The organism is Arthrobacter sp. BC5 (genome assembly GCF_056680255.1).
The window spans coordinates 1,880,949-1,893,717 of sequence record NZ_CM155273.1 but is presented as its reverse complement, the minus strand read 5'-3'; the positions used below and the strand labels follow the sequence as shown (position 1 = coordinate 1,893,717).

Below are 12,769 nucleotides of genomic sequence, written 5' to 3'. Positions count from 1 at the left end.
GCTACGCGTCGCCGTGATTACGCAGTCTGCCCCTCGTGCGGGCCTTCCTCGATCTCCTCGAGGAGCTTGTCGTTGAAGGCGTCGAGATCATCGGGGTTGCGGCTCGTCACCAGCCCCTGGTCCACCACCACTTCCTCGTCACTCCAGTTGGCGCCGGCGTTCCTCAGGTCGGTGGCGAGCGTGTGGTAGGACGTCAGGTCGCGTCCGCTGACCACTCCTGCCTCGATCAGCAGCCATGGGCCGTGGCAGATCGACGCCACGGGCTTGTGCTGCTCGAAGAATGCCCGGGTGAAGGCCTGGGCGTCCCTGTCGACGCGCAGGAAGTCGGCATTGACCACGCCGCCCGGCAGGACCAGGGCGTCGTAGTCATCGGCCTTCGCCTCGGACACCGCCAGGTCCACCTGGAACGTGTCGCCCTTGTCCATGCCGTCGAAACCCTGCAGCGTCCCGGTCTTGGGTGAGACCAGCGTGGGGACGCCGCCCGCCTCCTCGACCGCCTTCCAGGGGCTCGTGAGCTCGATCTGCTCCACCCCGTCCGTGAGCAGGAACGCGACCTTCTTGCCTGAGATGTTGTGTTCGGACATGCTGTTCTCCCTTGCGTAGAGCGTGGCTGTCGTACGGTTTCAAGCCTAGGAAGCGCCGCGATGATAAGCAAGCTGACGACGAGACTCAGAGAAAGTCCCCGCGTAGCCAGGGGTCGTGCCTCATAGAAAAGTCCCCGGCAAAGGACGGGGTGGGGTTCGGCGACGATGGGGTATGCCGGATAAGGATGTCTCGTTGGCCACCAGGGTCGAGATCACCAAGAAATACGCTGCCGCCTACGAGGCCGCTTCGAAGAAGGACAAGTCGAAGATTCTGGACCAACTGGTCGAGGTCACCGGCTGGAACCGGGATCATGCCCGCCAGCAGCTACGACGCCGGCTGACCCAGCCCAGAGGACGCGCTACCGCCACTGTGGCAGTGATCGATCGGCGCAAGAGCCGGGGCCGGAAGTACTCCTACGACGCGATCAAAGTCTTACAGCACGTGTGGGCCACCGCCGGGGGTATCTGCGGCAAATACCTCGCCGCCTCAATGGCTGACTGGATCCAGGCGATGGAAGCCGCCAGGGCCCTGGTTCCTGGCCAAGACCGCTATAGCCAGCAGGTCCGGACTGAACTGCTGGCCATGAGCGCAGCCACCATCGATCGGTACCTGGCACCAGCGAAGGCCAGGGACCCTATCCGAGGGAAGTCCGCCACCAAACCGGGCAAACTGCTGCGCAACTCCATCAGTGTGCGCAAAGCAGGCGATGAAATCGAAGCCGAACCAGGGTTCTTCGAAGTCGACACCGTGGCCCACTGCGGGCCGACTTTGAAGGGTGAGTTCGCCCGGACGGTGAACTTCACCGATATGCATACCGGGTGGGTCTTCACCCGCGCGATCCGCAATAACGCGATGGTCAACATCGTCGCCGCCTTTGAGGAGTTCATCACCACGGTGCCGTTTATGGTCACCGGCATCGACTCCGACAACGGCAGCGAGTTCATCAACCACCAGGTGTTGGGTTGGTCTGCTGAGCGGAAGATCTTCTACACCCGGTCCCGGCCGTATCAGAAGAACGATCAGGCCACCATCGAGTCGAAGAACAACCACCTGGTCCGCCGCTACGGGTTCTACTACCGCTACGACACCGCGATCCAACGCGAACTACTTAACAGACTCTGGGACCTGGTCTGTGACCGGCTGAACTACTTCACCCCCACCACCAAGCCCACCGGCTACACCGCCGATGCCATCGGGCGTCGTCGCCGGGTCTACGACAAACCCCGCACCCCCTACCAGCGGCTATTCGATGCCGGAGTCCTCAACCCAGCCCAACAGCAGGAGCTGGCCACCTACAAGGCCTCGCTGAACGTCGTTGAGATCGCCGCTGAGATCGACACGATCCAGCAACGGCTGATCGCCTTGGCCGCGATCCCGACTCGGCGCCTGGAGCGGGAGCTCGAGGACCAAGCCGCTCGGGCAATGCCCGAGGCCGATTGGATCAAACTCTACGGCTGACCCGGACCTGTTTCGCGGGGACTTTTACATGAGGCACGGGGGATCACTTCCCGGGGACTTGACCGTGAGGCATCACGGCTGAGCATTCGCCCGCGGGCACGCGGTCACGACCGGCGTGGACGGGCGCGCACGTGCATCCGCTCGCCCTGCCGGCCGAAGAGGCTGATGAACTCGACCGCCTCCCCGTCGGCGCTGGCGAACCAGTGGGGCGTGTGGGTGTCGAATTCGGCCGCCTCGCCGGGTCCGAGCACGAAGTCGTTGTCACCGAGCACGAGCCGCAGGGAGCCGTTGAGGATGTAGAGCCATTCGTAGCCCTCGTGCACCTGCAGCGCGGGTTCGGTGCCGCGCGCGTCGCCCGCGAGCACCATCTTGTACGCCTGCACGCCGCCCGGCCGCCTCGTCAGGGGGATGGCCGTGGTGCCGTGGTACTCGATCGGGCGCAGGTGGATCCGGGGATCGCCGGTGGGAGGCGCGCCGACCAGGTCGTCGAGCGGGACGCCGTAGAGCTGCGCGATGGGCAGCAGGAGTTCCAGGTTCGGGCGCCGCTGGCCGGACTCGAGCCTGGAGAGGGTGCTGACGGACACACCGGACGCTGCGGACACCTCGCCGAGGGTCAGGTGACGTTCGGTGCGCAAGGCGCGGAGCCGGGGCCCGACGGCGTCGAGTACGGACGTGAGGTCTGCTTCCATGCGTCCTATCTTGCCACCATGGCAAAGAACTTTGCACAATTCGCGCTGGTCCGCTGATGCTGGAACCATCAGCGGACCAGAAGGAGAACAACCATGCCAGCCATCACCCAGCCCCTGCAGGACAGGTACGACGTCGTCGTCGTCGGAGGCGGAGCCGCGGGACTCAGCGCCGCCGTCACCCTCGGCCGTGCGCTCCGCTCCGTCCTCGTGGTCGACGCCGGCGAGCCCCGTAACGCTCCCGCACAGGGCGTCCACGGTTTCCTGACGCGCGAGGGCATGCAGCCGCTCGCCCTGCTCGCCGCGGGCCGTGCGGAGGCGGAGTCCTACGGGTCCACCGTCCTGGCCGCCGAGGTCTTGCGGGTGCGGGGCGACACCGACGGATTCGCGGTGGAGCTGTCCGACGGGCGCACGGTCCTGGGCCGTCGACTGCTCCTCGCCACCGGGCTCGCCGATCGGCTCCCCGACATCCCGGGGCTCCGGGACCAGTGGGGTGCCGGTGTGGTCCACTGCCCGTACTGCCACGGCTACGAGATCCGCGGCCGACGCATCGGCGTCCTCGGGACGGGTCCCCTGTCCATCCATCAGGCCCTTCTCTTCCGCCAGTGGTCGGAGGACATCACACTGTTCCTCAATGACACCGTGAAGCCCACCGACGAGGAGTGGGACCGCCTCGCCGCGCGCTCCATCCGGGTGGTCGACGGCGCCGTGTCCGGCGTGGCCGCGACCGACGGCGTCCTCACGGGGGTGACTGTGGCAGGCAGGAGCTTCGACCTGCAGGCCCTGGCCGTCGGAACCCGCATGGAGTCCCGGGGCGGACTGCTGGAACCGCTCGGGATCACTGCCCAGGACCATCCGTCCGGCTTGGGCCGCTTCGTCGAGGCCGGCCCGAGGGGCTCGACGGCGGTGCCGGGCGTCTATGTCGCCGGCAATGCCTCGAACCTGGCCGCCCAGGTCATCGTCGCGGCAGCTGAGGGCACGATGGCGGGCGCGGCGATCAACGCGGACCTCGTCGAGGAGGAGACGGCCTGGGCCGTCGAGGGCTACAGCGGCCCCTTCTCGGCGTCGTCGGAGGCCGAGGTCTCGGTGCGCGTCCTTGGCACGCGCCGCCATGGGCTCGATGATGGGGCAGGAACGGAAGAAGGGGTGCGCCGTGCGGGTTGAGTACACGCAGGAGTTCTGGGACGACCGCTACCGGCAGCGCACGAGGATCTGGAGCGGCAACCCGAACCGGCAGCTCGTCGCGGTGGCCGGGGACCTGGCGCCGGGCCGGGCGCTCGACGTCGGCTGCGGCGAGGGCGCCGATGCCGTGTGGCTCGCCACGCGCGGGTGGGACGTACTCGGCGTCGACGTCTCCGAGGTGGCACTCTCCCGCGCCCGGGCCCATGCGGAGGAACTCGGCGAGCAGGTCGCGGACCGCATCGAGTGGCGGCAGGTGGACCTGCTGGCCTCGCCCGGGCTGCCCGGCGGTCTCGACCTCGTGTCCGTCCAGTTTCTGCACCTCCCGGAACCGGAGCGCTCACGCATCTTCCGGGCACTGGCGGAGCTCGTCGGCGTCGGGGGAACCCTCCTGATCGTCGCCCACGACCCCTCGGACCTGCACACCGGGATCGGCCGGCCGCCGCACGCTGACATCTTCTACCGGCCGCAGGACATCGCGGTGCTGCTCGACGACGCCTGGGACATCAGGGTGTGCGAATCGCGTCCGCGGGTGGAGCGGACATCGGACGGCCGCGACGTCGACATCAGCGATGCCGTGCTCATGGCGATACGGACCCGCTGAGGCCTGCGCAAGGGCCCGGCGGGACGGCATCCGGCGTGCTGTCCCACCGGGCTCCTCGGTAGCCTCGAGCAATGCAATGGATCACCGAGAACTACGTCAATTTCGCCAGCATCATCGATGACGCGACGCTGGCGCAGAACAGGATGACGAGTTCCATGCCGTTCGTGTACCCGCACTTCGCCTCCATGCCCGACGCCCACCTCGGTCTGGGCTGCGCCGTCGGCTCCGTCCTGCCGACCCTCGGAGCGATCATCCCGGCGGCGGTCGGCGTGGATATCGGCTGCGGCATGGTGGCCGTGCGGACCGATCACACCGCGGGCAGCATCGGACGCCTGGATCGCCGCATCCTGCGCCGATCGATCGAACGTGCCGTCCCCCTCTCGGCCGGCAACAACAACAAGCGGGTGAGCACCACGGCCCAGCCCCGCATCGCCACCCTCGAACAGGACGCCCGGTCGGCGGGATTCGACCCGTCGAGCTACGTGAAGGACTGGCGCCTGCAACTCGGCACCCTCGGCTCCGGCAACCACTTCATCGAGGTGTCCCTCGACGAGGAGGACAACGTCTGGCTCTTCCTGCATTCGGGCTCGAGGGGTATCGGGAACCGGATCGCGCAGCGTCACATCCGTGCGGCGCAGGACTACTGTGCGGGCCGGTCCGTTTCCCTGCCGCACCGGGACCTGGCGTACCTGGAGGAGGGCACGCACGAGTTCGACCGCTATATCGGCGAGTTGCTGTGGGCGCAGAAGTTCGCCCTGCTCAACCGCGAGGAAATGATGGACCGCGTGGTCGGCCAGTTCACGCACTGGATCGGCAAGCCCGTGCAGGAGCGCGAGCGCATCAATTGCCATCACAACTACACGCACCGGGAGACGCACTTCGGCAAGGACGTGTGGCTCTCCCGCAAGGGTGCCATCGCGGCGGACCCGGGGCGTCCGGGCCTCATTCCCGGCTCGATGGGCACACGCTCCTACGTGGTGACGGGGAAGGGCAACAGGGAGGCGATGAACTCGGCCCCCCACGGGGCGGGGCGGGAGTACTCGCGCAACGCGGCGCGGAAGACGTTCACGCAGGACCAGCTCCGCGCCGCGATGCGGGACATCGAGTTCCGGGACACCCCGGCGTTCCTCGACGAGATCCCGGCGGCGTACAAGGACATCGACGCCGTGATGCAGGACGCCCGGGACCTCGTGGACGTCCGGCACACCCTCCGCCAGATCGTCAACGTGAAGGGCGACTGACGGGCCGGACGCGTCGACGGAGTGGCAACCGTTGGACTGGCGCCATGTCGCAGCCGCTTCGATGCCTGGATCGAAGCCCGGCAGGAACGCCTGCCGGGCTTCGTCGTTCCGGAATCCCGAGAATGGAAAAGGCCCCGGAGCCGAAGCTCCGGGGCCTTGCCTGTAGCGGTGGTGGGACTCGATCCCACGACCTCACGATTATGAGTCGTGCGCTCTAACCAGCTGAGCTACACCGCCCTAAATGAGGCTGCCCGCACCGATCAAATGATCGTCACGGGCCCCCTCATTCACGAGCCCCCCACCGGAATCGATCCGGTGACCTCGTTCTTACCAAGAACGCGCTCTACCACTGAGCTAGGGGGGCAACAGCAAGAAACTTTACCAGTTCCCGGCCGCTGGTGCGAAATCGACAGCCGCCCTGGTGGACGGACCCCGGATTCCGCATCGGACCCGTGCAGGCACGGGTCCGACGAGGTTCGGCTAGCTAGTTCCTACCACTGCTCGGACTGCGCCGAGGAGCGTCCTGCACCGGCGCCGGCACCCTTTGCGGAGCGGGGCTTGCGGTTGGCGTCTCCCGAGAACCGGGTGTCGCCGTCACGCTTCGGGAAGTCCTTCTTGAAGGGCTTCTTGAACTCGCCCGCACCGCGGTTGCCCGCAGGCTTGCGGCCCTTGTCGAGCTCGAGGTGGATGAGCTCGCCGCCGATGCGCGTCTTGGAGAGCGCACGCAGCTGGTCCGTGGACAGGTCAGCGGGCAGCTCCACCAGGCTGTGGTCAGCACGGATGTCGATGCCACCGATCTGCGAGGAGGACAGGCCGCCCTCGTTGGCGATCGCACCCACGATCGAGCCGGGCATCACGCGCTGGCGACGGCCCACCGCGATGCGGTAGGTGGCGTTGCCCTCGGTGAGCGTGCGCGTCGGGCCACGCGACCCGAAGGCATCCTTGCGTCCTTCGGCACGCTCGCGCTGCCCGGCGGGAGCGACGGGGATGTCCTGCACGAGGATCGGCTGGCTACCCTGCGCCATGACGGCGAGGGCTGCAGCGATCTCGTTGGCGGGCACGTCGTGCTCGCGCTCGTAGGTGGCGATGAGGTCGCGGAACAGCGCGACATCCTTGCCTGCCAGTGTCTGCGTGATCTTGTCCGCGAACTTGCTGAGGCGCAGTTCGTTGATCTTCTCCGTGGAGGGCAGCTGCATCTGCTCGACCGGCTGGCGCGTGGCCTTCTCGATGGAGCGGAGCAGGTACTTCTCACGGGGGGTGATGAACAGGATCGCGTCACCTGAACGCCCTGCGCGGCCGGTGCGGCCGATGCGGTGGACGTAGGACTCCGTGTCGTTCGGGATGTCGTAGTTGACGACGAGCGAGATGCGCTCCACGTCCAGCCCACGGGCGGCGACGTCCGTGGCGACGAGGATGTCGATCTTGCCGTCACGCAGCGCCTCGACGGTGCGCTCGCGCTGCTGCTGCGGGATGTCGCCGTTGATGGCTGCGGCCGAGAAGCCCCGTGAACGCAACTTGTCCGCCAGGTCTTCGGTGGCCGCCTTGGTGCGGACGAAGGCGATGATGCCGTCGTAGTCCTCCACCTCGAGGATGCGGGTCATCGCGTCGAGCTTGTGCGGGCCCATGACCTGCAGGTAGCGCTGGCGCGTGTTGGTGCCCGTCGTCGTCTTGCCCTTGACCGAGATCTCGGCCGGATCGTTCAGGTACTTCTTGGCGATCCGGCGGATGGCCGGGGGCATGGTCGCGGAGAACAGTGCAACCTGCTTCTCGGCCGGGGTGGAGGCGAGGATCTTCTCGACGTCCTCGGCGAAGCCCATGCGCAGCATCTCGTCGGCCTCGTCGAGCACGACGTACTCGAGGTTGGAGAGATCCAGCGACCCCTTCTCGATGTGGTCGATCACGCGGCCGGGGGTGCCGACGACGACCTGGGCACCGCGGCGCAGGCCGTTCAGCTGGGGACCGTAGGGCGATCCGCCGTATACGGGGAGGACGGTGAAGCCCTCCATGTGCTTGGCGTAGGAGGTGAAGGCATCGGCCACCTGCAGCGCGAGCTCGCGGGTCGGTGCGAGCACCAGCACCTGCGTGTTCTTGCTGGGGCCACCGTTGACGTCAGCCAGTTCCGCCATCTTCGACAGCGCGGGAACGGCGAACGCGGCGGTCTTGCCGGTGCCGGTCTGCGCCAGCCCGACGACGTCGCGGCCTTCGAGCAGCACGGGGATGGTCGCTGCCTGGATGGGTGAGGGCTTCTCGTAGCCGAGGTCGGTCAGGGCCGCGAGGATGCGGCCGTCGAGGTTGAGCTCGGTGAAGCGGATGGTCACGCCGTCGTCGTCGGATCCTGCTGCGGGAACCGCTGCGGTGGCCTCGGTGACGGGGGTGGTGATCTGCTCGGACAGGTTTTCAGGCACGGAAGAATTCCTTCAGGTAGGTGCCGGACGGCCTGACAGGAAGGAGCCTGCAGTGCCGAATGAACATGGAAATCCGGCACTGTTTCAATCCCGGGGCCGAACTTCCTCGTCACACCGTGTTCTCTGCTCTCTCAGCAGTGATGTGTGACTTTTCTTCTAGCCGGCGCTCCCTGATGAATCTGCTCGCGAGTCTGTGCTCCGAGCCCCAACACAACCTATCCGGCCCGAAAGGGGCGGAAATAAAGGGAATACCGGTGTGGGGGATGCTTCCAGTCTACCGCACGGCGGGAGCCGCGCGCTCCATCCGGGGCCCTGAGGGAGGTGACGTTCGGCACGTCAGGCCGGCAGGGCAACCCTCAGCGCCCGGAGCGCCGCCTTGCGGACCTGGGGGGTGAGTGTCAGGTGCCCCGCGGCTGCGGAACCGAGCAGCCTGTCGGCCTGCGGCTCGTCGAGGCCCGCGTGGACCTGCGCCGCGGTGACACCGTGCTCGGGGACGCTCACCACGCGGATGGTGTCGCCCGCGACGATGCTGCCCTTCGCGACGACGCTCAGGTAGGTTCCCACACGATTCGCCTCGGCGAAGCGCTTCACCCAGGACTTCTCCCCGAGGTAGCGGGCGAAGTTCACGCAGGGCGTGCGCGGCATGGTGACCTCGAGCAGCACCTGGTCCCCCACGCTCCAGCGCTCACCGATGACGGCTCGGGAGGCGTCGATCCCCGCCACCCGGAGATTCTCGCCGAAAAGACCCGGCGTCACCTCGCGGCCCAGTTCCTGCGACCAGAAATCGGCGTCGTCCTGCGCATAGGCGTAGAGGGCCTTCATGGGTCCACCGTGATGTTTGCGGCTGGCCTGGATGTCACCCGTGAGGCCGAGGGGGTGCACGTTCACGGGCCCGTCCGCCGCTCGCTTGTCGATCGCGGTGACGCCGGTGGAGTCCCTCGTGGGCAGGAGTTCATGCACACGGCAGACGGCGAGGAGGGTACCGGTGGTCATGGCGACCATCCTATGCGGGGGCTGCGGCGGGCGGGCTCACGGCTCGAAGCGGTAGCCCATCCCGCTCTCGGTGACGAAGTACCGGGGTGTGCCCGGGTCCGGTTCGAGCTTCTTGCGCAGCTGCGCCATGTACACGCGCAGGTACTGCACGTCCTTCGCATAGGCCGGCCCCCACACATCGAGCAGGAGCTGCTGCTGGGAGACGAGCCGGCCCGGGTGGGCGATCAGCCGATCCACGATCTTCCACTCGGTCGGCGTCAGGCGCACGTCCCCGCCGTCCTTCACCACGCGGCGGGCACCGGCGTCGAGCGTGAAATCGGGTGTCTCGATGACCGGCGCCTCGACCGCGACCGCCGCACGCCGCGTCGCTGCCCGCAGCCGCGCCAGCAGCTCCTCGAGGCCGAACGGCTTCGTCACGTAGTCGTCGGCCCCGGCATCGAGCGCATCGACCTTGTCCTGCGAGCCGTGGCGGGCGGACAGCACGATGATGTGCACCTGCGACCAGCCGCGGATCCGGCGGATGACGTCCACGCCGTCGATGTCCGGCAGGCCCAGGTCCAGCACGATGATGTCCGGGTGGTGCTCCGACGCGGCGGCCAGCGCCGTCTCGCCGTCGACCGCCGTCACGCACACGTAGCCATGGGCGCGGAGGTTGATCTCGAGGGCACGGAGGAGCTGCGGTTCGTCGTCGACCAGCAGCACGCGCGTCATGGCTCGACGACGCCGGTCGAGATGGGCAGGCGGATCACGAGCGTCAGGCCGCCGCCAGGCGTCTGTTCGGCGTCGAGCATGCCGCCCATCACCTCGGTGAAGCCCTTGGCAACCGCCAGTCCGAGCCCCACGCCGGCGCCGGACGGCGCGTCGTCGAGCCGCTGGAACGGACGGAACATGGCCGCGACGTCCTCCCGTGACACACCGTGCCCGTGGTCGATGACGCGCAGTTCGCTGGCAGGGAAACCGTTGACGAGTGCCCTGCCCGTCCCGCCCACCGACGCCGTGACCTCGATCGGCGCGTCGGGCGCGTACTTGACGGCGTTCTCGACGATGTTCGCGAGCACGCGCTCCAGCAGCCCGGGGTCCGCCTCGATGGCCGGCAGGTTCGGTGGGATGTGCACGCGGACGCGGTCCTCGGCGACGTTCGCGAGGGCGGGCCCGACGACGTCGGTCCATGTGAGCGGCCGCACATGCGCGTTGACCGCGTCACCGGTGATGCGCGACATGTCGAGGAGGTTGTTCACGAGCGCATCCAGCCGGTCGGAGTAGTCCTCGATGGTCTCGAGCAGCTCGTCCTCGTCCTCCTGGGAGAAGGTCACGTCGGACTGCCGCAGGCTGCAGACCGCGAGCTTGATGCCGGCCAGCGGCGTGCGGAGGTCGTGGGACACCGAGCGCAGGATCGCCGTACGCATGACGTTGCCCTCGACGAGCCTCCGGTTGGTCCGCGTGCTCGCGAGGAGCTCCTGCCGCTGCAGCAGCGATCGCAGCTGGCCGGCGAAGGCCGTCAGCAGGCCGCGATCGCGCGCCGAGAGCGGGTGTCCGTACAGGGCGAGCGAGAACTCACCGTCGACCGGCTCCACCGCCGTCGCGTTCTCGAGGGTCCACCGGTCCGGCTCCTGCCGGGCCGAGGGCTGCTTCCCTGGACGCTGCTGCCCGGGCCCGGCGTCGGCCCCAGCCGTCTCTCGCACTGCGAGCACCTTGCGCTCCACGCCCTCCGCGCCGTCCTGCCCGTCACCCGTGCCGCCGACACGTCCGAACAGGGCCACGCCGTCGTCGTCGAACTGGGCCTGGACGTGGCGCAGGAACCCCTGCAGGGTGTCCTCCTCCGCAAGGACCCCGCGCGCGAGTTCGCCGAGCAACGCCGCTTCCTGCTGCGCCAGGACCGCCTCCCTCGAGCGGCGGGCCGACAGCCCGACCACGAGCGACACCGTGACCGCGACGGCGATGAAGATGAGCACCGTGACAACGTTCTCGGCGTCCGCGATCTCGAGCGAACCGAACGGCTCGGTCGACGTGTAGTTGAGGATGATGCTGCTCCACAGGGCCGCGAGCAGGGCGGGCCAGAGTCCGCCGATCAGGGCGACGGCGATGACGCCCGCCAGCTGGAAGAGCACGTCGACGGCCAGCAGGGACGTGCCGACCGAGAACAGGGCGGCCTCGAGCAGCGGGGGCAGGACCAGGGCGACGGCGCATCCGGCAGCGAAGCGCAGGCGGCCCAGCGGTGCCGCAAGGGTGCGCCGGGCCGCCGAGACCATCAGCGGTTCCGCGATCCGGTGGCGGCGCCGTCGTCCAGGGCGCGGATGCCGGCCTCGTCGTCGCCGGGTGATCGTTCGTCCTCCGGTCCGGTGGCGGGGAGGGTCCGGGACAGGAGGATCCAGAAGGTGGTGATGGCGAGGGCGCAGAAGACTCCGGCACTGGAGGCCATGAGCCAGCCGGTGGTCAGCTGCGAGTCGAGGTCCTCGGCGCCGAGCAGTACGCCGATCGTCTTCGGGGAGTAGACGAAGACGAGGAGGGTGATCGCGAACAGGACCGCAGCCGCCCTCCGGTACGCCCGCAGTGGTGCGGGAAGCCCGGCGGCCTGGCCGGCGAGGACCGCAAGGACCACGACGATCCAGACCCAGTGGTGGGACCACGAGATCGGCGAGATGAGGAGCATGAGCAGCGAGGTCATCGCGATCGGCAGGAACCGGTCACCACGCCGCTGAGCCGCCCGGACGATGTACGCCGTCGCGGCGACGAGCAGCAGCGAGACGAGCAGCCACGGCGCGGTGGAGGGGAAGTCGGGCCCCAGGAAATGGAGGATGGCCCCGCGGACCGAGAGGTTGTCCACATAGCCTTCACCACCGATGCGGCCCGTGTCACGGAGCATCTGCAGCCAGTAGGTCGCCGACTCGCCGGGCAGGAGGAGGAACCCGAGCGCGATGGTCCCGAAGAACCCGCCCGCCATCGTGAACAGCTGCTTCCACTCGCCGCGCACCAGGAAGTAGAGGCCGAAGACCAGGGGCGTGAGCTTGATGCCCGCAGCGATGCCCGTGAGCAGCCCCGTGGGCAGCCGGCGGTGCGGACCGGAGAGCAGGTCCGCGGCGATCATTGCGAAGAGCAGGATGTTCACCTGCGAGAAGGCCATGGTCTCGCGCCACGGACCGAGCAGGCAGACGACGCCGGTGCCCGCGATCGCCAGGGGCAGCGCGGACGGATGGGCCAGGACCTCCCGTACGCCTGCGAACCCGCCGAGATAACGCGTGATGAGCAGTGACGTCGCGGCGGCGACGAGGACCGACAGCCCCACGAAGAGGATCGCGCCGGTCTCCGCGCTCACCAGCGTCAGTACGGTGAAGGCCAGCGCGGCGAACGGCGGATACGTGAACAGCAGCGAGCCCTCCCCCTCGCCGAAGGACCGCGTGTAGAGCGATCCGTCGCCGTCCACCACCGACTGTCCGCCCATGCGGTAGACGCGGAAATCGAGGCCGATGAAATCGGCCCAGGCGAACGCCCAGACCGCCAGTGCCGCAGCCACGACCACTGCGGCGACGACGCCCAGCGCCCTGACCGTTGCCGGGGTACTGCGCTCGCTCATGCTTTCCTTCCGAAGGACCGGGTACCGGTGCCGGCCCGGGTTCTCCC

At 68.3% G+C, this 12,769-nt stretch carries 11 protein-coding genes and 2 tRNA genes; 4 read left to right on the top strand and 9 right to left on the bottom strand.

The features are described from left to right. Window positions 1–17: 17 nt before the first annotated feature. Complete coding sequence (locus AC1MFI_RS08775; protein ID WP_479816194.1) at window positions 18–584, bottom strand: type 1 glutamine amidotransferase domain-containing protein; 567 nt, start codon at window positions 582–584, stop codon at window positions 18–20. A gap of 193 nt (window positions 585–777) precedes the next feature. On the opposite strand from AC1MFI_RS08775, the gene AC1MFI_RS08770 reads away from it, so the two are divergent. Continuing rightward, window positions 778–2,043: a DDE-type integrase/transposase/recombinase gene (locus AC1MFI_RS08770; RefSeq protein ID WP_479816192.1), complete on the top strand. Its 1,266-nt coding sequence runs from the start codon at window positions 778–780 to the stop codon at window positions 2,041–2,043. Between the two features lie 104 nt (window positions 2,044–2,147). On the opposite strand, the gene AC1MFI_RS08765 is transcribed toward AC1MFI_RS08770, so the two are convergent. Then, window positions 2,148–2,732, bottom strand: a complete 585-nt coding sequence (locus tag AC1MFI_RS08765) for a helix-turn-helix domain-containing protein (RefSeq protein WP_479816190.1) — start codon at window positions 2,730–2,732, stop codon at window positions 2,148–2,150. A gap of 93 nt (window positions 2,733–2,825) precedes the next feature. Between AC1MFI_RS08765 and AC1MFI_RS08760 the strand changes: the two genes are divergently transcribed. The 3 genes from AC1MFI_RS08760 (at window position 2,826) to AC1MFI_RS08750 (ending at window position 5,753) form a co-directional block, all read left to right on the top strand. Beyond that, window positions 2,826–3,893: an NAD(P)/FAD-dependent oxidoreductase gene (locus tag AC1MFI_RS08760; protein WP_479816188.1), complete on the top strand. Its 1,068-nt coding sequence runs from the start codon at window positions 2,826–2,828 to the stop codon at window positions 3,891–3,893. Beyond that, window positions 3,883–4,512, top strand: coding sequence for a class I SAM-dependent methyltransferase (locus tag AC1MFI_RS08755; protein WP_479816186.1), 630 nt, complete (start codon window positions 3,883–3,885; stop codon window positions 4,510–4,512). The genes AC1MFI_RS08760 and AC1MFI_RS08755 overlap by 11 nt, the downstream gene beginning before the upstream one ends. Before the next feature lie 71 nt (window positions 4,513–4,583). Beyond that, on the top strand, window positions 4,584–5,753 hold the full coding sequence (locus AC1MFI_RS08750; protein ID WP_479816184.1) for an RtcB family protein: 1,170 nt from the start codon (window positions 4,584–4,586) through the stop codon (window positions 5,751–5,753). A gap of 163 nt (window positions 5,754–5,916) precedes the next feature. On the opposite strand, the gene AC1MFI_RS08745 is transcribed toward AC1MFI_RS08750, so the two are convergent. The 7 genes from AC1MFI_RS08745 to AC1MFI_RS08715 all read right to left on the bottom strand — a co-directional run bounded on the left by AC1MFI_RS08745 (window position 5,917) and on the right by AC1MFI_RS08715 (window position 12,722). Beyond that, a tRNA-Met gene (locus AC1MFI_RS08745) sits at window positions 5,917–5,990 on the bottom strand. Window positions 5,991–6,045: 55 nt separating this feature from the next. After that, window positions 6,046–6,117: transfer RNA gene (locus AC1MFI_RS08740), tRNA-Thr, on the bottom strand. Between the two features lie 127 nt (window positions 6,118–6,244). Then, a complete protein-coding gene (locus tag AC1MFI_RS08735) occupies window positions 6,245–8,158 on the bottom strand; it encodes a DEAD/DEAH box helicase (protein WP_479816183.1) in 1,914 nt (637 codons plus the stop codon). A gap of 336 nt (window positions 8,159–8,494) precedes the next feature. Then, window positions 8,495–9,151, bottom strand: a complete 657-nt coding sequence (locus tag AC1MFI_RS08730; RefSeq protein WP_479816182.1) for an MOSC domain-containing protein — start codon at window positions 9,149–9,151, stop codon at window positions 8,495–8,497. 36 nt (window positions 9,152–9,187) lie between these two features. Beyond that, on the bottom strand, window positions 9,188–9,862 hold the full coding sequence (locus AC1MFI_RS08725) for a response regulator (RefSeq protein WP_479816181.1): 675 nt from the start codon (window positions 9,860–9,862) through the stop codon (window positions 9,188–9,190). Next, window positions 9,859–11,400: an ATP-binding protein gene (locus tag AC1MFI_RS08720; RefSeq protein ID WP_479816180.1), complete on the bottom strand. Its 1,542-nt coding sequence runs from the start codon at window positions 11,398–11,400 to the stop codon at window positions 9,859–9,861. Before AC1MFI_RS08720 ends, AC1MFI_RS08725 begins: the two co-directional genes overlap by 4 nt. Then, the gene (locus AC1MFI_RS08715) at window positions 11,400–12,722 is read right to left on the bottom strand and encodes a glycosyltransferase 87 family protein (protein ID WP_479816178.1); all 1,323 of its coding nucleotides are present in this window, start codon (window positions 12,720–12,722) and stop codon (window positions 11,400–11,402) included. The genes AC1MFI_RS08720 and AC1MFI_RS08715 overlap by 1 nt, the downstream gene beginning before the upstream one ends. Window positions 12,723–12,769 lie beyond the last annotated feature (47 nt).